Origin of the sequence: Mucilaginibacter endophyticus (assembly GCF_003351025.1) — a bacterium.
GTDB lineage: Bacteria > Bacteroidota > Bacteroidia > Sphingobacteriales > Sphingobacteriaceae > Mucilaginibacter > Mucilaginibacter endophyticus.
Genome location: NZ_QPCG01000007.1, coordinates 22,890 through 44,025 on the forward strand (window position 1 = coordinate 22,890; position 21,136 = coordinate 44,025).

A 21,136-nucleotide genomic window follows, 5' to 3' on the forward strand; every position below is an offset into this window, starting at 1 on the left:
CTCTACAGGGGCGAAATATGAAAGCCCATTAAATAGATTGATCACCATGAAAGTTTATGTATCGAAAATACTTTATTGCATACCTGCAGATTTAAATCTGTGGTAAAATTTTGCTTAACTACAATGCTTCAAAAAGTTAATTAGTGTTAAATTTTGTCACGCGGAGGTGTTTTTTTTTAATAAGTTATAAAAATCATGATATTTGCCGCGCTATTAAATCAATTGATACATTATTAAATGCAGTACAAAAAAATCAATAACCTGTTAGGTTGGCTTTGTTTTGTTATAGCCTCAATAACCTATATTTTAACATTAGAGCCATCTGTAAGCTTTTGGGATTGCGGCGAATTTATTTCATGTGCCTACCGTTTACAGGTAGCCCACCAGCCTGGTTACCCGGTTTTTGCCATGATAGGCAAAGTTTTGTCGCTGTTGTCATTTGGTGATAATACTAAGGTGCCATTTTTTACCAATATGGGTTCGGCTTTGGCCAGTGGCGCAACCATCATGTTTTTATTTTGGACAATCACCGCATTTGCCAAAAAACTCATGGTTGAAAAACGCGATGAAGCTATTGACGGCTATAAACTATATGTGATCATGGGTGCAGGCCTTGTTGGCGCATTAGGCTTCACTTATACCGATACGTTTTGGTTTTCGGCTGTTGAAACCATTGTATTCGCCTTATCTTCACTATGTACTGCAATAGTGTTTTGGGCAATCCTTAAATGGGACGAACATGCTGATGAACCAGGTGCCGATAAGTGGATTGTTTTTATAGCTTATGTTATTGGTTTATCTATTGGTATCCACCTGCTTAACTTATTGACAATCCCTGCCATCGCAATGGTTTATCATTTTCGCAGGAGCAAAAAAGTTACTACCGGTAACGCAATAATTGCTTTCCTGGTGGGTATAGTAATCTTAGGTTTGGTTCAATACGGCATCAGGGGATATACTATCAAATTTGCCGCTTATTTCGATCTGTTTTTTGTTAACTCATTAGGGATGGGTTTTGGCAGTGGTGCTTTCTTCTTTATCCTGTTGATAGTTGTCGCATTGGTAATAGGTATTATCTACAGTATCCGCAAAAAGAAACCTGTGCTAAACCTCGCATTGCTATGCGTAGCATTTATTTATTTTGGTTACGGTTCATTCGCTTATATTCCTATTCGCGCTACCGCTAATACCAATTTAAATAACTCGCACCCCGATAACGCTTTTACGCTTTACGGCTACCTTAACCGTATTCAGTACGGCGAAGTTCCTTTACTAACCGGTCCTATGTATGACTCCCAGGTTACCGACCAAAAACAGGGGAGTATCATCTATCGTAAAGGTAAAACCCAATATGAAAACGCCGGCCGTAAAACCGACTATGTTTATGACCATACCACCGCCTTACCGCGTATGTACAGCACAGACCCTAACGACGTGCAGTTTTACAAGCAATGGCTTCGTATCCCTGAAGGGCAGGCGCCAACTATGGGCGACAACCTGAAATGGATGTTTAGCTGGCAAATGTACCAGATGTACTGGCGTTACTTTTTCTGGAACTTTGTTGGCCGTTATAATGATGCCGACGGACAAACCAGCACCGAGGGCATAGACGGTAACTGGACTACCGGTTTATTTGACGGCAGCAAGCATTTGCCAAAATCAGTAACCGCGGCTACTACATATACTCCGTTATATGCCCTGCCGCTAATAATTGGTTTAATAGGTTTGTTTTTCCATGTTAACCGCCGCAGTAAGGATGCATTAATTGTTGGTTTGTTATTTTTCTTTACCGGTTTGGCAATTGTATTATACGTAAACCAGGCATCTGTTCAGCCGCGTGAGCGTGATTACTCTTACGTAGGTTCGTTTTATGCCTTTGCTATATGGATAGGGCTTGGCGTTATTGCCATAGCTGAATTTGCCCGCAAATATATCGATGCTAAAATCGCGGCTATTGGTTCAACAGTAATTGGGTTATTGATTTGCCCGGTACTTTTGGCTGCCAAAGAATGGAAAGATCATGACCGTTCAACCAAAATGACACCGCATGATATGGCTTACAACTACCTTATCTCATGCCCGCCAAATGCCATTCTGTTTACTTATGGCGATAATGATACTTACTCATTGTGGTACGATCAGGAGGTTGAAGGCATCCGTCCGGATGTACGCATTGTAAACCTGAGCTTGTTTACCGGCGACTGGTACATTCGCCAGATGCAAAAGAAAATGAACGATTCGGAGCCGTTGCCTATCACCATGCCGTACGATAAGTACAAAGAAGGGGTGAGGGATGTTATTTATTTCAACGACCAGAAATTGCCTGGCTCCCAGGAGATCAAAGAAGTGTTTGATTTTATTACCTCTGACGATAAAGCTACCCAGGTACAATATCAAAGCGGCGATTATGGCAATTATCTGCCAACTAAAAATCTTAAGCTTACCATTAACCCGGATGAGGTTATTGCTAACGGCGTTGTAAAAGCTGATCAAAAAGATAAGCTTGCACCTGCTATGGAATGGAAGTACACATCAAACTATGTAACCAAAGAGAATTTGGCCATGTTTGATATTTTGGCGCACAACCACTGGAAACGCCCAATCTGCTTTACTACTACCATTGGTAATGAGAACCTGATCGGTTTGCAGCCATACCTATATAAAGAGGGCTTTACTTACCACCTGATTCCGTTTAAACCGGATACCGCTTTACATGATCAGTTGAGCAAAACCAATACCGATGTAATGTTTGATAACGTAATGAACAAGTTTAAATTTGGCAAATTCAAAACTGCCAAATATCTTGACCACGAATCAACCTCGATGTTTTACCCGGTAATGGTAACTACTTTCCTTGATCTGGCTCAAAACCTTGTTCAGGAAGGTAAAAATGATAAAGCCCTGAAAGTTGTTCAGAAATATGATGCCGAGCTTCCTGATCTTTATCCATATGTAGATGTTGCCGGTCGTAAGTTGTACTTAACCCAGTTGGCTTATCAGCTTCATGATGTAGTATTAGGAAACAAACTGGCTACCAATATTGATAATTACCTTGCCGATCAGCTGGATTACAACGCTTACCTGCTTACACAGGATATTAACAGCATTAACGGTAGAGATGTGCAGATAGGTATGCAGGTGCTGAATGGCTTGGTACAGTTTACCAAGGATAACCATCAAACTGCCCTTGCTACCAAATTTGAAAACCAGTTAAAGGGCTATGAAACTAAATTCCGCGCTGTATTAGGCGGGCAATAATAGTTTGCATAGATATTTTATTGGCAAAGCCATCCCGATTCGGGGTGGCTTTGTTGGTTTAAGAGGGTTTACTCACCCCGACATCGCTACGCTCGTCACCCCTCTCTACGCAAGCGTAAAGAGGGGGAATAGAAAAACTTAGTTTCTTAATTTACTCGTTATATTTACAACATCCTATCACCTTATCAAATGGCCGACATTATTAAACTTTGCAGAGAACTAAGACAACAAGAAACGAGGGCGGAGAAACTTCTTTGGCAAGAGTTGAGAAATAGGAAATTGATAAATAAGAAGTTTCTTCGCCAACACCCTCTTTGTGTACAAACTAATTTCGGAAAAAGCTTATACTATATTCCGGACTTTTACTGCCATGAGGCAAGATTAGTGATTGAAGCCGACGGTGGCATTCTTTTAATTAAAAAACAATATGATGAAAATCGTGACAAAGTGTTAGCAGGCATGGGCTTAAAAATATTACGTTTTGAAAATGATGAAATAGAAAATAACATTAATGATGTTTTATTAAAGATCATACAACATCTTCGTTAATCATTTGAAATAAACTCATCCTCCAATTTTCATCTTCCCCTCTTTACGCGAAGCGTAGAGAGGGGTGGCGAGCGAAGCAACGCCGGGGTGAGTAAATTCTTCGCTCAGGTATTCCTCCTGTAACCCATATAAATACCACGTTAAATATTAAAATAGTTACATCAAGTTATTTTAGTTTTCTTTATTTTCAGAGCCGGTATACAAAAGCTTTTAAAATGCGTTTTACGTTTTCCCTTTGTTTGGTGATGTTGTTTTGGTGCAGCGGGGCTGCTTTTGGCGATGCACCTTCAGTACATATTTCGGCCGGGCCAACCTGGTTAAGTGTGTTGAAACCATATAATCAGAAACCGTCTGCACGCACCATAGAGCGGGGCTTTTATTACGAGCTTATTGAAGAGCAGGTGCAGGTTGAAAAACAGGCCGACTACAATCATATTATCCGGAACATAGTTTCTGAAACAGGAATCCAAAACGCATCGCAAATTTCGGTTAGTTTTGATCCGGCTTATGAGCGGCTCGATTTTCACGATATTACCGTTTGGCGCGATGGTAAACCTTTAAACCGATTAAAGGCTTCGGCATTTAAAGTAATAGCTGACGAGCAGGACCTTTCTAATTTTATTTACCAGGGAAGTTTTTCTGCCTTATGTATCCTGGATGATATCCGCAAAGGTGACCGTATCGAATACTCATATACGCTCACTGGCCGTAACCCAATACTGAACGGTAAGTTTTGCTCAAATATATATGCGCAGTGGTATACACCAATTGCGCATCATTATACTGCTATTATTGCATCGTCGCGGCGGAAACTGAATTTTAAAACTTTTAACAGTGTACCTAAGCTAACCATCACCGAAGCTAATGGCTTAAAATGCTATCAGTATGAGGGCTTTCAGCTGACGCCGGCGCATGATGATGACAGGGAGCCATCATGGTATGATGAGCGCGGTTTTATCCAGGTGAGCGAATTTGCCAGCTGGGCCGAGGTGGTGAACTGGGCATTAAGTATCAATCCTCCGGCGTTGAATATTAAAGGGGAGCTTGGCGAACGGATAGCTAAATTAAAAAAGGAAGCGGGCGACGACAAGGCAAAATACTTTCGGGCTGCAGTGCGCACTGTACAGCAGGAGGTCCGTTACATGGGTATCGAAATTGGCGAATACTCGCACCGAGCCAACAATCCGGAGAAGGTATTTAAACAGCGTTACGGGGATTGTAAAGACAAATCGCTGTTACTGGTATCTATGCTGAAGGCTGATGGGATTGATGCAGCTATGGTTTTGGTAAATACCGATATGAATGAGCATGTTGAGCAATATATTCCTACAGCTTATGCTTTTAATCATGCCGTTGTAACCGCCAATGTAAACGGGAAACAGGTTTGGGTTGATGCCACAATGGATAACCAGGGAGGAGAAGGTACAGATATTTACTTTCCGCTTTACGGTAAAGGATTGGTTTTGAAAGAGGGAGGCAACGCGTTGACCACCATTCCCCCGTCAAAAGGTGGTAAGGTTATTGGCGAGGACATTTACAAGGTAAAGGATGCGAAATCACCTGTATTGTTTACAGTGAAGACTACCTATACCGGCGATGAGGCCGACTATATGCGTGGCAAACTGGAGTCATCTGGTATGGCCGAGACCGAAAAAAGCTATCTCGATTATTATTCCAAGATCTATAGTAAGATCGAAACCAAAGATTCTATCGTAGTAACAGACGATTTGAAAGCGAATAAGCTTATTACCATCGAAACCTATAATGTGGGTGATTTCTTTAAAAAGGATTCAACCAGCGGTAAACTAACTGCCGATCTTTTCGCCAATTTTATTTATAACCAGTTTCCTTCTATAACCGGTCGCACCAAAACACCGGTAGCTTTAACATATCCATATGATGCCCATTATACCATCAAGGTAGTTTTGCCCGGTGGTTGGAATGTTAATGAAGATCATGATGCCATAAGCCGCGATTATTATAGCTATGCATCCAATTTTACAGCTAAAGGGGATACGCTGTTGCTTAATTATGGCCTTTCATTCTTGAAGGATAATGTGCCGGTAAATAAACTCGATGAGTTTAAAGCGGATATCAAAAAGCTTAACAGTACAAGTTTAGGTTACAGCTTTTCTTATACTCCGCCTGGAACCTCCAGGCCATCAACAATCAACAGCGCATTAGTTTTGTTGGTGCTCTTAGTAACAGTGGGTCTTATTGTACTTGGAGTTTGGTTTTATCAAAGGGAAACTCCGGGAATAGTTTTCGCTTACGGATCAACCTTTGTGCCGATAGGCGGATGGTTAATATTTATTGCCTTAGGCTTAGCTGGCACAGCTTTGCTCACCGGTTCAAATATGGTTAGCCAGGACTATTTTAGTAATCATATCTGGAATATATATCATGGAAGTAAGCATGAGCTTAACTTCAGGGTGTTGCTTGTTGTAGAAGCAATAGGCAATATCACATTAATGGTTTATGCTGTTTTTTGCCTTGTGCTGCTGTTAAACAAGCGCGATATATTGCCCGCCTGCATTACCGGTTATTTTGCTTTTGCCTTCGTGTTTTTCCTGGCCGATTATATTTTGGCGGCGAATATCAGCAGTAAACTTGCGGAAACAGCCCTTAACCCGCTTTTGCGGTCAATAGTTACGGCCGCTATATGGATCCCTTATTTTAAAAAGTCGTCGCGTGTGCATGAAACCTTTATTGTGCCTCATCCACCATATAACTATAGTTATGAGGGGCCGGGCGTGGTAGAAGAATCAGCGTCGTAAATGCTACTAATCAGGGAAGTTTATTTAAAAGAGAGTTTCACTTCGTCGTGATAAAGTATCGGTATTAGCGATATTTCGCCACATGATTTTGTATGTTGTTATTCAAGTTGTTGATATTCAATGGTGTTGTTGTGTGGCATATGGTTTGCAATTGCAATACCATACATTTTCTTGCCTTTTGTATAAACAATGCCCGATAAATTAATGTTTCTCCCCGGTGCGTGGCTGCAAATAGGCATTTTTAAAATAAATTTGATTTACTTTTAACAACAAAAAACTACGATGAAATTTCAACCGCTGTTAGAACAGGTAAAGCAGTACGTTATATCCTATTTTGACGTACATCACGATTCCGACTTAATTTACCATAACCTGAGACATACCAAAGATGTTGTTGCAGCGGCCACCCAAATAGCTAACCATTATCAGTTAAGCGATGAGGATTTTTTTGTGGTGATCTCTTCAGCCTGGTTTCACGACACAGGATATTTTACTGATAAAAAAGACCATGAAGCAAAAAGCGTAGGGATAGCCACGCATTTTCTGAAACAGCATAAAATTGAGCAACCCGTTATTGACAAAGTTGAAGGTTGTATCATAGCCACAAAAATGCCGCAAAGCCCAGCCAATTTGTTGCAGCAAATTATTTGTGATGCCGATTTGTTTCACCTGGGTACCGATGATTTTCGCGATAAGAACAAATTGTTGCGCAAAGAGATGGAGGCCATCAAAAAGCATGATATTGATAAAGACGAATGGCGTAATTACAACATCGAGTTTTTGCAGGGACATGAATATTATACCGATTACTGCCGTTTGCTATTGAATGATCAAAAACAAAAGAACCTGCAAAAACTGATAGAAAAACAGGCCGATGTTGAAGTGCGTGAAACTCCCGACCTGCATACTAACGATACCGGCAGCGGTACTATCATTACGCAGGAAAAAGATAAGGATCATGATGATGATCATGGTGGTAAAAAACACAAAAGCGACAGGCCCGATCGTGGTATTGAAACCATGTTCAGGATCAGCTCAAGTAATCATCAACGATTGAGCGATATGGCCGATAATAAGGCTCATATCATGATCACGGTAAACTCCATCATTCTTTCGGCTATAATCAGTTTGGTATTACGTAAGCTTGATGAGCACTCTAACTTGCTCATTCCAACTTTCATGCTGTTGTCAGTAAGCCTGGCTACTATGATCTTCTCTATATTGTCGACCCGCCCGTCAATTCCGCCGGGATTATTTACCAAAGAGGATATTGATAATAAGAAAGTGAACCTTTTATTCTTCGGTAATTTCTACCGTATGTCGTACGATGATTACAGCAATGGTATGGAGAAAATGATGGACGACCGGGAATTCCTCTACGGTAGTCTTATCCGTGACAATTACTCACAAGGCGTTGTTTTAGGCAAAAAATACAGATTGCTCAGGGCATCGTACAATATCTTTATGTTCGGGCTTATCGTATCGGTAGTAGCGTTCATCATATCATCACTATTGTAAGCGGTCGCGCTATCGCCAAAAAACAAAATCGACACCTATGGAATACTCATTTTTCGACAGGGACCTGAGCTGGTTGCTTTTCAATGAACGCATATTGATGGAGGCCGAAAGCGAAGAACTCCCTGTAATGGAAAGGGTAAATTTTCTTGCTATATTCTCATCTAACCTCGACGAGTTTTACCGCGTGCGTATGCCAGTGGTGATGGCCTTACATAAGCTTAACCTGCATAATAAAACAGAACAAACTGAGGATGTTTTGCATAAAGCCCAGGAACTTGTAGAGGGGCAGCAAAATCGTTTCGGTAAGGTTTTTACCGGCAGGCTTATTCCGTTGCTAAAGGAAAATAATGTAAACCTGCTGTTTAATGAACCAATCCCGGTTTCAATAGCCGATAGGGTGAGCGATTACTTTTACAGCCAGGTACTTGCTTTTTTAAAGCCTGTTGACCTGGTGGGCGGTAAAAAACAATTTTTTCCCGAAAATAATCGCCTTTACTTTTTGGTGAACCTTGGGCTGGATAATGGAAAAGAGCGGTCAGTGATTCTCAATATTCCATCAAACCAGTTGCCGCGTTTTTTCAGTGTTAATGAGGATGGCAGGCAGTACATTCTTTTTCTTGATGATATCGTACGGCATAACCTTAATAAGATCTTCAAAACAGAAGAAATAAAAGGTTGCTATAGTTTTAAAATAACCCGCGATGCTGAGCTTGAACTAAGCGACGACTATAACGGCGATGTTCAGGAGCAGATTGAAAGGCAACTTCAAAAGCGCGACCAGGGCTTGGCAACACGCTTTTTGCATCAGCCAGGCATCCCGTTGAGGGTGCTGCATTTGATTGAAGACAAGTTGGGTGTACAGGGATCAAGCATTGTTGAAGGTGGTTTTTACCATAATCTGAAAGATTTAATGGGCTTGCCTGTCAGCATTCCATCGTTAAAATATACTAAATGGCCTCCCTTGGTAAACAGGCAGATCAGTGCGGATGAATCCATATTTGATTATATCGACAAGGGTGATTGCATTTTCCATGCGCCTTATCAGTCGTACAACGCTATTCTCCGTTTTTTTAATGAGGCTGCCATCGACGAAAGTGTCGAGGAGATCTCAGTGACCCTTTACCGGGTAGCCAGTGATTCGCGGATCGTAAATGCTCTCATCAGCGCTGCCGAAAGCGGTAAAAAAGTGAGGGTATTAGTGGAGCTGAAAGCCCGCTTTGATGAAGCGAATAATATCAAATGGGCCAAAAGGTTAAAACTTGCGGGCGCCAATATTATTTATAGTGATAAGGCCATAAAGGTACATGCCAAAGTAGGTCTGGTTAAACGACTGGTTGATGGCCGGGCAAAATATGCGGGTTTATTGGCCACAGGTAACTTTAATGAAAGTACCGCCGCTTTTTATACCGACCATATCATGATGACGGCTAATCCGCAATTGCTGCGCGAGATGGACTTGCTGTTCATTTACCTTGGAAAAAAAGCCAAATCGGCCGAGGGGTATGAGATTGATTTTAAGCACCTGCTGGTAGCCCAGTTTAATTTGCAATCGAGGTTTATTGAACTGATTGACAGGGAAATTGAGCAAGCCCGAAAAGGCAATCCGGCAGGAATCACCATAAAGCTGAACAATCTCGAAGAGCGGGTACTGATTGGCAAACTTTACGAAGCATCGCAAGCCGGTGTTAAAATCAGGATGATAGTGCGCAGCATTTGCTGTTTAATACCCGGGGTGCCGGGAATGAGCGAAAACATTACTATCAGGCGTATTGTTGACCGTTACCTGGAACACGGGCGTATTTTTATATTTCATAACAGCGGTAACCAGGAGGTATTCATGGGCTCGGCCGACTGGATGAACAGGAACGTTTATCGACGTATTGAAGTGTGTTTCCCTGTTTATGATGAGGGCATCAGGAAAGAGGTGATCGATATGATAAATATTCAGCTGGCAGATAATGTTCAGGCTGTAAATTTAAATGAACAATTGCAAAATATAAGGGTTGATAGAACTGAACCGCAGGTACAATCACAGCGGGCCATTTATGAACTTTTACAGCAAAAAAAATATGACAGGGTTTAAAAATCAACCTGCTAAACTTAAACTCGCTGTTTTTGCAATAGCCATGCTTTGCGTTGCAACTATTTTTTTGACTATATCATGCAAAAATAAAGAGAAGGCAATTCCGGTTAGTCCGCCGGGGTATGATTTGAATAAACCCGTCAAATACAAAATGCCTGATGATCTTACCGAGATTTCCGGCTTTGCTTTTTACAAAGGAAAGAGTGATTCGGTTTATGCAGAGCAGGATGAAGAAGGTTTTTTGTTTAACCTGAAACTGGGTGATAAAAAAGCCAATTACACCAAGTTTGGCAAAAGCGGCGATTATGAAGACGTGGCCATCTGCCGTGAACAGGTAATCATGCTTAAAAGCGACGGTACGTTTTTCACATTCCCGTTTAGCCAGGCGAGGACTAAACAGGTGGTCAACGTACAAAAGACTAAAGGAGAGCTTCCCGAAGGTGAGTTTGAAGCCATGTGCGCCGACGAAAAATCAGGCCAGATATATGTACTTTGCAAGCATTGCGCAGATGAGAAAACTTCAAAAAGCAGCAGCGGATACATCCTCAAATTGCAGCCTGATGGCACACTAAAACAAAGCGGCACTTTTGTAATAGATGTAAAGGAAATTGAACGCCTGGCCGATAAAAAGCGGGTGCCGTTCCGCCCTTCGGCAATGGCAAAAAATACATTTACCAATGAGTGGTATATTCTTTCGTCGGTAAATAAAATGCTGGTGGTTACGGATGCCAGCTGGAAAGTGAAAAATGTGTATCCGTTAAGTGTCACTATCTTCAATCAACCGGAAGGCATGGCATTTGATAACCAGCGTAACCTGTATATCTCAAACGAAGGCGACCAGGTAAGCGCCGGTAATATTTTGAAATTCGGCTTTATAAAATAGTTTTTGTAAAGCTTTGCAAATTTAAACAACATACATCTAACCAAACCCTATGATTAAAAAGTTACCCCTGTTTTTAGTTTTACTGTTGAGTTTTCTTGGTGTAAAAGCCCAGGATTCGGTACAATACCGGATGATCCTGATTGGTGATGCCGGTGAAATGGACATGCAGCAAAGTGCCGTTTTAAAACATGCAGCGGCCAGTGTTCTTAAAAATAAAACTTCGGTATTTTATCTGGGCGATAATATTTATCCGCGAGGGATGGGTTTACCAGGCAGTCCGGAAGAGGCTGAAACCCAAAAGATCCTGCAATCGCAATATCAACCTATGCGGGCAGCTGGTGCACCGGTATATTTCATCCCCGGTAATCATGACTGGGATAAGATGGGTCCGCTTGGCCTGGCTAAAATAAAACGGCAATGGGAATACCTGGATCAACAGGGTGATAAACTGCTGAAGATGGTACCTGAAAATGGCTGCCCGGATCCGGTAGAGATCAACCTAACCAATGACCTTACAGTGATAGTTTTTGACAGCGAATGGTGGTTATATCCTTTCAGTAAAAGTAATCCGGGTGCCGAATGCGATTGCAAAACCAAGGATGATATTGCCGATAAGATCAAACTGATATTTGAGCGTAATAAAGATAAGGTGATTATACTGGCCTCGCACCACCCATTCCAGAGTTATGGTACGCATGGCGGGTATTTTTCGCTTAAAGATCATATCTTCCCGCTTACCGTAGCCAATAAAGACCTTTGGGTTCCATTACCGGTAATAGGCTCGCTTTATCCGTTTTTACGTTCAACATTCTCCAATCCGGAAGATCTGGGTCATCCTTTATATAAAGACATGATTAAAAAGGTTGATGGCGTTTTTGCCGGTTTTCCAAACCTGATCCATGTGGCCGGGCACGAACATGGCCTGCAGTTCATCAAAAGCAAACAGGTGCAGGTAGTAAGCGGGGCAGGAGCCAAGCAAACTTACGCCATTAAAGGTAAATACTCGCTTTTTGCTGATGCTACGCAAGGCTACGTAACTGCCGATATGCTGATAGACAAGCGAATGCGATTTACCTATTACATCGATAGCGATCAGGGTGTTAAACAGGTGTTTACCTACACACAGCCATACACATCGGTAAAAAACGTTCCTGATACACTGCATACGCCTATTAAGGCTGATAGTATGGTAGTTAGGGTTCATCCTAAATATGATAGCGTAAGCAATTTTCACCGCCGTTGGTTTGGCGAAAATTATCGTAAGGAATGGGCCGCCGAAACAAAGTTGCCGGTGATCCGGCTGTCAGAAGTCCATGGCGGCTTAAAAGCCGAAAGCATTGGTGGTGGCTTTCAGACACACTCATTACGTTTAATTGATAAAGACGGTAAAGAATGGGTGTTACGCAGTGTGGAGAAGCAACCGGAAAAGATTCTGCCCGATGAATTCCAGGAAACCTTTGCTAAAGATTGGGTTAACGATGCCATGAGTGCGCAACATCCGTTCTCCGCATTGATTGTACCTCCGCTGGCTACAGCAGCCCGGGTGCCGCATGCCAACCCAATGATCGGTGTGGTATCGCCTGATCCGGTTTTGGGGCAGTACGCTAATATTTTTGCAAACAAGGTTTGTTTGCTTGAAGAGCGCGAACCGGGCGGTAAATCTGATAATACCGTAAAAATGATTGGCAAAATGTTGGAGGATAACGATAACACGGTAGACGGGGATGAATTTTTACGCGCCCGCCTGCTCGACCTACTCATTGGCGATTGGGACAGGCACGGAGATCAATGGCGCTGGCGTGACGAGGACAAAGGTAAAGGCAAGTTTTACACCGCTGTTCCGCGCGACCGCGACCAGGTATTTTATACCAATCAGGGTGTGTTGCCAACAATAGCTGCCCAACCATGGATAGCGCCTAACTTGCAGGGCTTTAGCGGCGAGATTTACAGCGTCAAATATTCGTTATGGAAAACTATGTTCATGCAAAGGTGGCCATCTGTTCAGTACAGTCATGAACAGTGGACAAAAATTGTAAATGATTTTGTCGCTGCCGAAACTGATGAGGTGCTGGAGGCGGGTTTGAGGCGTTTGCCAGAATCATCGTATAAACTGAGGCATGATGTATTGCTGAAGCAATTGAAAGAGCGTCGCGCTAACATCCCGGCCGAAATGGAATACTATTACAAGTTCATCAATAAGATAGTTGATATCCATACCTCTAATAAAAACGAACTGGTAACCGTAAAGGATCAGCCTAACGGCAGCCTGAACGTGGTGATTAACAAGATCAACAAAAGCGGCGAGGTTAAAGATACCCTTATGAACCAGAATTATCACCCCGATATTACCAAAGAGCTCCGCATTTACGTAAGTGGTGGCGATGATAAGGTGGTGCTTGATAATTCCACATCGCCAATTAAGTTGAGGTTTATTGATAGCACAGGTACCAAAAACTATAATATCGTAAACTCCCTTAATACGGTGCAACTGTATGACAGGGGAAAAAAGCTTACCATCACCGGTGATGAATCAAAGGTTAACAAGCATATCAGTAAGGATAGCGCTAACACTTCATACTTGCGCGTTAACCTGATGAACGTGATAGCGCCACTGGCCAATATCTCTTACAATCCGGATGAGGGTGTATTGCTTGGCGCCGGTTTTAAATATACCCACCAAGAGGGTTTTCAAAAGCTACCTTATAATGATGTGCAGACCGTTTTTGCAAGCCACTCGTTCAGCACAAAGGCCTTCAAAATTAGTTACAGCGGCGAGTGGATCCACGCTTTTGGTAACGCCGACTTTTTAATGAACGGTCAGTTTGATTATCCGGATAATATAAACTTTTTTGGCCGCGGCAACGAAACACAGTTTATCAAGGTTGGTGACTACCGTAAATACCACCGCACACGCTTTACCAACTTAACGTTTAGCCCAGCTTTCAGGTGGCGTAACGAATCGGGGACCTCGTTAACGGTAGGCCCTGCGTTTCAGTACTATAATTTAAATATCGATGACAATACAGGTCGATTTATTACATATCCGTTACTGACAAACGCGCCTGACAGTTATACCTTTGATAAAACAAAATTGCACGCTGGCATAGTTGTTGACTTTACCAACGATAAGCGTAATAATAAGATACTTCCGGCCTGGGGAAGCTTTATAAATATCAAACTTCAGGAGTTTAAAGGTTTAAATAATAACTCCACAAGTTTTGCTCAGTTGATACCCCAGGTTGCTTTATACAAGAGCCTGAACGCTAAAAGCAGTATTGTTTTGGCAGATAGGGTAGGCGGTGGTATTACCATTGGCAAAACCTCCTTTTACCAGTCGTTGTTTTTGGGTGGGCAGGATAATTTATTGGGCTACAGGTTGTACAGGTTTGCTGGTCAGCATAGTTTTTATAATAACCTGGAACTGCGTATTAAGCTAACGGATTTTGCCAGCTATATTGTTCCCGGACAGATAGGTGTTATCGGTTTTTACGATATAGGCCGCGTTTGGGAAAACGGGCAAAGCTCGGATAAATGGCACAACGGTACGGGCGCCGGTTTTTATGTAGCGCCTGCAAGGCTGGCAGTTATTAAAATAATTGCCGCTTACTCTGAAGAAGGATGGTACCCTTATCTTTCAACCAGTTTCAGATTTTAATAAGGGTAAATTGAAATTTTAAAATGCATACAGAAGTACTTAATATAAGCAAAAACGAATGCAGCATTTGCCAGGTTGAAACATGCCTGACATTTAACCCCTTCGTTGAGCATTTGAAAGAACGGATTGCCACCGAAAAAACGCTCAAAAGCGAGTTTTATCGCTACGTGCTGGGCCGTTTTGAGCATGATATTTGCATTGACCTGGACATGCGGCCATCTGATGCCGAAAAGTACAGGGAAATGCTGGAGCTTATTTACTCCATACTTACACCTCCAATAGCCAACGAAAAGGAATTTTACTGGGCGCTGAGCACACCGGTACCTGATAAGATATTTTTCAGCACCGAAGCTTTTTATGATTTTCATTCAAGTCACCATTCTAACCTGTATGCGCTGAATGTGCCCAAGAATGATATGTTTAGCGACAGGCAAAAACGTTTCATTTATAACCTCATCCTTGAGCGGATGTATGGCTTTTCGACGGCAATGAAAAATGAGTTGCTGTTTTCATACGAGGATCCCGAAACAGGCCTTTCCAGGTATTTTAATATCGTGACTGATCCGCGCTTTGTAGAGATTGAACTTAATGGCGAGTTGCCGGAGCTTAGCTTTGATACTATCGAACCCTATTTACATTCGCATGCAAGCCTGGAGTTAATTGAGCAGGTGTTGCCGCTTAACATCTTTAAATTTAAAGGGTTTTCAATTATAAGTTTAACGGATATTACCCTTACTCACGCGCTTGAAAACATCCGTACCGAACTGGTTAATCACTCGTCAAATGAAGATGAACAGTATGCGCACGTCATCAGCTCGCTTAAAACCCTTGCCGAAAGTCCGGGTATCGAATTTGGGTTGATGCCTTTTTTAACCATCAATAACGAACCCATTTTTGATAATGATGAATGTTCAAAAAGCATTTTGTTAAAAGCTGCCAAAGAGTTTAACCTTGCGGAAGAAACATTTGATGCCGTTGTGGATGATTATAATCAAAACCCAAGGCCAATTTTCTTTAATTCCATTACCGATGAAAAGATAGGGAAATTTCCATTTCTACAGGTTTTGAAACAGGCTGGCATTAAATCATATGGCATTTTTCCGGTGTATTACAACAAGAAAAATGTAGGCATCATGGAGGTGTATTCTTATAAGGAAATTGTTTTTTATGAGAAACTGCTTTCAAAATTACAGGCTACAATTCCGCTGATAGCGCAACTGCTTCAAAATAGTATCGATCAGTTTGAAGCCCGCATTGCTGGTGTTATCAAACATAAATTTACTTCGCTACAACCATCCGTTCAATGGAAGTTTAACGAGGTAGCGTGGAATTATCTTAAAGAAAAACGCAGGAAGAAAAAGAACCCCGAGATTGAAACGGTATCCTTCAGCCACGTGTACCCGCTGTTTGGCGCTATTGATATCCGCAATTCAACGGTGGAGCGAAACAGCGCGCTGCAGGAGGATTTGAAAAGTCTGCTGACCATTCTTATCGATACCTTGCGGCACCTTAATGAGCACATACATCTAAGTCTTACCGGTAAACTGGTATCTAAATGCGAAGAGTGGCTGGAACGCATCAGTGGTTATATCACTACTAATGATGAGTTGATGCTGGATACTTTCCTGCATAACGAAGTTAATCCTTTCTTGCAGCATTTCAGAAATAACTACCCTGCCGAAAGGGAAATTATTGACCTGTATTTTGATGCCATGAATGAGGAAACCGGAGCTTCATTTGAGCACAGGCGCGGTCTGGAAACTTCCATGCAGCTGATCAATACTTCCATCAACCAATATCTTGAACAGGCTCAGACAGAAGTGCAGGAATCATTTCCCTGTTATTTTGAAAAATTCCGTACCGATGGAGTTGAGTATGATATTTACATTGGGCAGTCGATAGCGCCGCAACGCGTTTTCGATACGCTATACCTTAAAAATATCCGTTTGTGGCAGTTGAGGTCGATGGCCGAGATCGCCAGGATGACAAACGATCTTAGCGAGCAGTTATCGCGTCCGTTGCAGACTACGCATTTGATCTTTATCCATTCCAACCCGATAGATATCAGCTTCAGGAATGACGAAAGGCGTTTTGATGTTGAGGGCGCTTATAATATCCGCTACGAGGTGATCAAAAAACGTATCGACAAAGTTTTGATTGCCGGTACCTTTGAACGCCTTACTCAACCCGGTAAAATAGCTATGGTGTATTTCAACCCGACAGAAGCTGCCGAGTATGATGAATACATCAGGTACCTGCAAGTACAAGGCTATCTGCTTGATGATCTGGAATATCTTGAACTGGAAGAGTTGCAGGGCGTTAGCGGCTTGAAAGCTCTGCGTGTTGGGGTTAATTATCAATTGCCATTGCTGAGTAAGTAAACCACTGAAATTTATAATTAATCTTACGCCGTTGTTGTTGTCACCACAGATGTTCGGAAGATGCACATCAATCAAAAATGTTGGTTTAAAAATCATGTCATTGCGAGGAGGTACGACGAAGCAATCTCGTAGCCAATGCATGTCCGCCCTGCATAGCTACGAGATTGCCACGCTAAGCTCGCAATGACATACTTTTTTTAAGAGTGTTTGAGCAAAGCGAAGAAGCCCCTTCGTGCGTCAGCATGACAATAGGTTATTAAATTTCCCTATTAAACTCGCAGCTATTCGTACATTAATTAAAACTATTTTGTAATATGCATTATTCTACTGTTGCATTACTTACAAAACCACATGGGCGGCATAAAACTGTTCAAAGCTTTATCCTTTTTTTTAACGGCGGGCTTTTGCTTAGCCGGTAATACTTCTTACGCCCAAATACATGGAGATAGCGTTAAACTGGCTATCGAACCATCATACAATAATGTAAGCGGAACTCACCAATTTTTCCTTGGCGATAATTACCGCAAACTCTGGGCTGCTCCGGTTACCTTACCCGTGTTCCATCTTACTGCCGAAAAAGGTGGATTAAAAATATTGCAAAGGGGCGGCGGTAAGCAAACCAAATCATTACGCCTTCAGGATCCAACCGGGCAACAATGGGTATTACGTACCATTCAAAAATATCCTGAAAAAGGCCTGCCGGTTGATTTAAGGCCTACCGTAGCCAAAGATATCCTGCAAGACCAGGTGTCAGCAGCACATCCATTTTCGGCACTTACGGTTCCGCCACTGGCCGAGGCCCTGGGTGTGCCGCATTCCAATCCAAAAATTGTTTACGTTCCGGACGATCCTGCTTTTGGGGAGTATCAAAAAGATTTTGCCAACCAGGTGTTTTTGTTCGAAGAACGTGAACCGCTTGATGCTGAGAAAACTGATAATACCGAAAAGGTACAACGCAAGCTACAGGATGATAACGATAACCGTGTTGACCAAAAGACTGTACTTCGTGCCCGGTTACTGGATATGCTTTTGGGTGATTGGGACAGGCATGAAGACCAATGGCGCTGGGAAAAGATAGATGGCAAGCACGAAACCGTTTATGAACCTGTTCCGCGTGATCGTGATCAGGTGTATTATAAAACTTCGGGTGTTTTACCGTGGATAGTGGCACACCAGTGGCTCAAATCAAAATTTCAGGGTTACAGCGATGAGATCAGGGACATCAACGGATGGAATTTCAATGCCCGCTACTTCGACCGTTATTTCCTGAACCAATTGAGCGAAGACGACTGGAAACAACAGATAGCCTTTGTACAAAGCAAACTTACTGATGACCTGATCAAAAAAGCGGTGCGTTTGATGCCTGATACCATTTATCAGCTTTCGGGCCCGGAGATTATCCGTAAAATGATAGCAAGGCGTAACATTCTTCAAAAACAGGCGCTTGAGTATTATAAGTTCATTTCTAAATATGTAGATGTTCCGGCGAGTGATAAAACTGATAAGTTTACCGTAGCTCATGAAACCAATGGCGATATTACCCTTACCATAAATAAGATCAAGAAAGATGGTAGCGTTGACAAGGTAACCTACCAGCGCACTTTTAAACCGGATGTTACAAAAGAAGTACGGATTTATGGTTTTGACGGTGACGATTTTTTCACGGTTACAGGTTCAACACGATCGCCCATTATAGTGCGAATGATAGGAGGGGATGGGATGGATACTTTCGCGGTAGACAGCAGTTTGAATAACAGGGGCAACACCTATATTTATGACCGTTCAGATCAAAAAAATGTACTGCCTTCTTCATCGTTAGCTAAAAATCGGACCTCGAGAGATACTGCTGTAAATAGCTACGATAAAACCAGTTTCAAATTTGATAGGTTTGAGCCTATCATTTTGGCCAATTACAGTAACGATGTTGGTGTGTTGCTGATAGGCGGTTTTTCTTACGAGCGGCATGGCTTTAGGAAAGAACCATATGCTTTCCGCGAAGAGTTTTTGACCAATTACTCGTTGGAGCGTAAGTCGTTTTTGTTTACCTACATGGCCGACTGGAAAAAAGCTATAGGCGAAAATGATCTGAAAATCAATTTGCTATCGCGCGGTCCGCATAACCTGAGCAATTTCTTCGGCATCGGTAACAACACTGTTTTTGAAAATAAAGACGACAGAAAGATCTCGTACTATCGTAACCGCTATGATTATGTTACGGGAGATGTTTCCCTGCACCGCGATTTTGGAACATTACACGTTAGTGCAGGTATTGCCGGTCAGTTTTATAACAGCAAGGCTTCAAACAATACCGAAAGATTTTTAAACGGTTATAATGCCGCGTTCCCGGATGAAAATGTATTTGGTACCAAGGTTTACGGAGGCCTAACAGCTAATGCAACGGTGGATACCCGTAACAAACTCATTATACCAACACAAGGCATTTTATGGACAACTACCGTAAGCGGTTTTAGCGGTGGCGGCTCAGGCAGTCATAATACTTATGGGCAAGTGCTATCCGAGTTTAGCTTTTATTTGAACCCCGACAGGGATTCGGTATTGGTGATTGCTAATCGCACGGGGGTAGGAACCACGGTAGGCAACGCGGCCTATTTTCAGCAATTAAAGTTAGGCGGTTTCCAGAATTTCAGGGGATTTCATACCAACCGTTTTACCGGGCGTACAATGGCCTACAACAACCTCGAATTACGCTTAAAAGTGCTTGATTTCACATCTTACCTATTACCCGGCTCGTTTGGCCTGATAGGCTTTAACGATGTAGGCAGGGTATGGGTTCCGGGTGAATCATCCGACAGGTGGCATGACGGTTATGGTGGCGGTTTATACATCATCCCTGCCCAACTGGTGTTGATTGAGGCGGTAATGGGCTTTTCAAAAGAAAGATCGCTGCCTTATATTTCTATTGGATTTAGGTTTTAAGAAAGATAAACTGCCGCGGGTTTCGAAAAACCTACCATGATATAATCAAAACTGGTGTCATGCTGAGCCAATCGAAGCATGGTGGGGAGGGCCTCTGCGCGCGACCCTTCGACAGGCTCAGGGTGACAGCCCCTTCTTGATTAATGTCGTTTCTCATTTAGAGGCCCACGGATTTAAATCACTCAGCATGACACCCATTTTATTACGTCGTGCTGAACTTGTTTCAGCATCCCACGCGACAGGCGATTTGATTGGCAGACAGCTTATCAAATGAGATCTGAAGCAAGTTCGGGATGACGGCCTGATTAATAACCGCTAAAACATATGTTCCATTTTTTTTACATTTATATCATAAAATAATTCCCCTTTACCGGCGGGCGGGTAATCGGGTTTTATATATTTGCATATGAATCACCTCATAGCCCCATCTATCTTAGCGGCCGATTTTGCCAACCTGCAACGCGATATCGAAATGATCAATAACAGCGAAGCTGACTGGATCCACGTTGATGTTATGGATGGCATGTTTGTTCCTAATATCTCTTTTGGTTTCCCGGTGATAAGTGCTGTAAAAAAACACGCTACCAAACCGCTTGACGTACACCTGATGATTGTTGAGCCCGACCGTTACCTGAAAGCATTTAAAGATGCCGGAGCAGATAGCATCACCGTTCACCAGGAAGCTTGCCCTCATTTACACCGTACCATTCAGGCTATTAAGCAATTAGGTTGTAAGGCTGCAGTTGCCATTAACCCGGCCACTCCGGTATTTATGCTGGAAGATATTGTTGCCAATCTGGATATGGTTTTGATCATGTCGGTTAATCCCGGTTTTGGCGGACAACACTTTGTTGAGAATACTTACAAAAAGATAAAAGAACTCAGGACACTAAGTGCCGAAAAAAATCCCGGTCTGTTAATTGAGATTGACGGTGGGGTAGACGCTAACAATGTAACAAAACTGATAGAAGCCGGAGCAAATGTGTTTGTTGCAGGTACTTCGGTATTCTCGTCGGCCGACCAGCTGGCCGCGATATCAAAACTTAAACATCCCTAATTTATTATAATGGCAATAATTACTACCAGCCCTGTAGG

At 42.4% G+C, this 21,136-nt stretch carries 10 protein-coding genes; all 10 read left to right on the forward strand.

What is annotated here, in order from left to right; translation table 11 throughout:
• The first annotated feature begins 237 nt into the window (after nucleotides 1-237).
• The 10 genes from DUL71_RS24855 to rpe all read left to right on the forward strand — a co-directional run bounded on the left by DUL71_RS24855 (nucleotide 238) and on the right by rpe (nucleotide 21,098).
• The gene (locus tag DUL71_RS24855) at nucleotides 238-3,258 is read left to right on the forward strand and encodes a glycosyltransferase family 117 protein (RefSeq protein ID WP_114940580.1); all 3,021 of its coding nucleotides are present in this window, start codon (nucleotides 238-240) and stop codon (nucleotides 3,256-3,258) included.
• A gap of 189 nt (nucleotides 3,259-3,447) precedes the next feature.
• Nucleotides 3,448-3,807, forward strand: a complete 360-nt coding sequence (locus DUL71_RS24860) for an endonuclease domain-containing protein (protein WP_114940581.1) — start codon at nucleotides 3,448-3,450, stop codon at nucleotides 3,805-3,807.
• 215 nt (nucleotides 3,808-4,022) lie between these two features.
• Nucleotides 4,023-6,584 carry a DUF3857 domain-containing protein gene (locus DUL71_RS24865; RefSeq protein ID WP_114940582.1) on the forward strand — a complete coding sequence of 854 codons (2,562 nt, stop codon included), beginning with the start codon at nucleotides 4,023-4,025 and terminating at the stop codon, nucleotides 6,582-6,584.
• 282 nt (nucleotides 6,585-6,866) lie between these two features.
• Nucleotides 6,867-8,102: a Pycsar system effector family protein gene (locus DUL71_RS24870; protein ID WP_114940583.1), complete on the forward strand. Its 1,236-nt coding sequence runs from the start codon at nucleotides 6,867-6,869 to the stop codon at nucleotides 8,100-8,102.
• A 37-nt stretch (nucleotides 8,103-8,139) separates the two neighbouring features.
• Nucleotides 8,140-10,185, forward strand: a complete 2,046-nt coding sequence (gene ppk1 / locus DUL71_RS24875) for a polyphosphate kinase 1 (protein ID WP_114940584.1) — start codon at nucleotides 8,140-8,142, stop codon at nucleotides 10,183-10,185.
• Entirely contained in the window at nucleotides 10,172-11,068 is an 897-nt protein-coding gene (locus DUL71_RS24880) for an SdiA-regulated domain-containing protein (protein ID WP_114940585.1), read from the forward strand. The genes ppk1 and DUL71_RS24880 overlap by 14 nt, the downstream gene beginning before the upstream one ends.
• Before the next feature lie 49 nt (nucleotides 11,069-11,117).
• Nucleotides 11,118-14,723: a BamA/TamA family outer membrane protein gene (locus tag DUL71_RS24885; protein WP_114940586.1), complete on the forward strand. Its 3,606-nt coding sequence runs from the start codon at nucleotides 11,118-11,120 to the stop codon at nucleotides 14,721-14,723.
• A gap of 23 nt (nucleotides 14,724-14,746) precedes the next feature.
• The gene (locus DUL71_RS24890; RefSeq protein WP_114940587.1) at nucleotides 14,747-17,104 is read left to right on the forward strand and encodes a GAF domain-containing protein; all 2,358 of its coding nucleotides are present in this window, start codon (nucleotides 14,747-14,749) and stop codon (nucleotides 17,102-17,104) included.
• A 351-nt stretch (nucleotides 17,105-17,455) separates the two neighbouring features.
• Nucleotides 17,456-20,041, forward strand: a complete 2,586-nt coding sequence (locus DUL71_RS24895; protein WP_114940588.1) for a BamA/TamA family outer membrane protein — start codon at nucleotides 17,456-17,458, stop codon at nucleotides 20,039-20,041.
• A gap of 406 nt (nucleotides 20,042-20,447) precedes the next feature.
• On the forward strand, nucleotides 20,448-21,098 hold the full coding sequence (rpe, locus tag DUL71_RS24900; RefSeq protein ID WP_114940589.1) for a ribulose-phosphate 3-epimerase: 651 nt from the start codon (nucleotides 20,448-20,450) through the stop codon (nucleotides 21,096-21,098).
• Nucleotides 21,099-21,136: the final 38 nt, after the last annotated feature.

Coding starts and splice junctions, on each gene's coding strand:
- DUL71_RS24855 (WP_114940580.1), top strand. CDS start 238: ATGCAGTACAAAAAAATCAATAACCTGTTAGGTTGGCTTTGTTTTGTT.
- DUL71_RS24860 (WP_114940581.1), top strand. CDS start 3,448: ATGGCCGACATTATTAAACTTTGCAGAGAACTAAGACAACAAGAAACG.
- DUL71_RS24865 (WP_114940582.1), top strand. CDS start 4,023: ATGCGTTTTACGTTTTCCCTTTGTTTGGTGATGTTGTTTTGGTGCAGC.
- DUL71_RS24870 (WP_114940583.1), top strand. CDS start 6,867: ATGAAATTTCAACCGCTGTTAGAACAGGTAAAGCAGTACGTTATATCC.
- ppk1 (WP_114940584.1), top strand. CDS start 8,140: ATGGAATACTCATTTTTCGACAGGGACCTGAGCTGGTTGCTTTTCAAT.
- DUL71_RS24880 (WP_114940585.1), top strand. CDS start 10,172: ATGACAGGGTTTAAAAATCAACCTGCTAAACTTAAACTCGCTGTTTTT.
- DUL71_RS24885 (WP_114940586.1), top strand. CDS start 11,118: ATGATTAAAAAGTTACCCCTGTTTTTAGTTTTACTGTTGAGTTTTCTT.
- DUL71_RS24890 (WP_114940587.1), top strand. CDS start 14,747: ATGCATACAGAAGTACTTAATATAAGCAAAAACGAATGCAGCATTTGC.
- DUL71_RS24895 (WP_114940588.1), top strand. CDS start 17,456: ATGGGCGGCATAAAACTGTTCAAAGCTTTATCCTTTTTTTTAACGGCG.
- rpe (WP_114940589.1), top strand. CDS start 20,448: ATGAATCACCTCATAGCCCCATCTATCTTAGCGGCCGATTTTGCCAAC.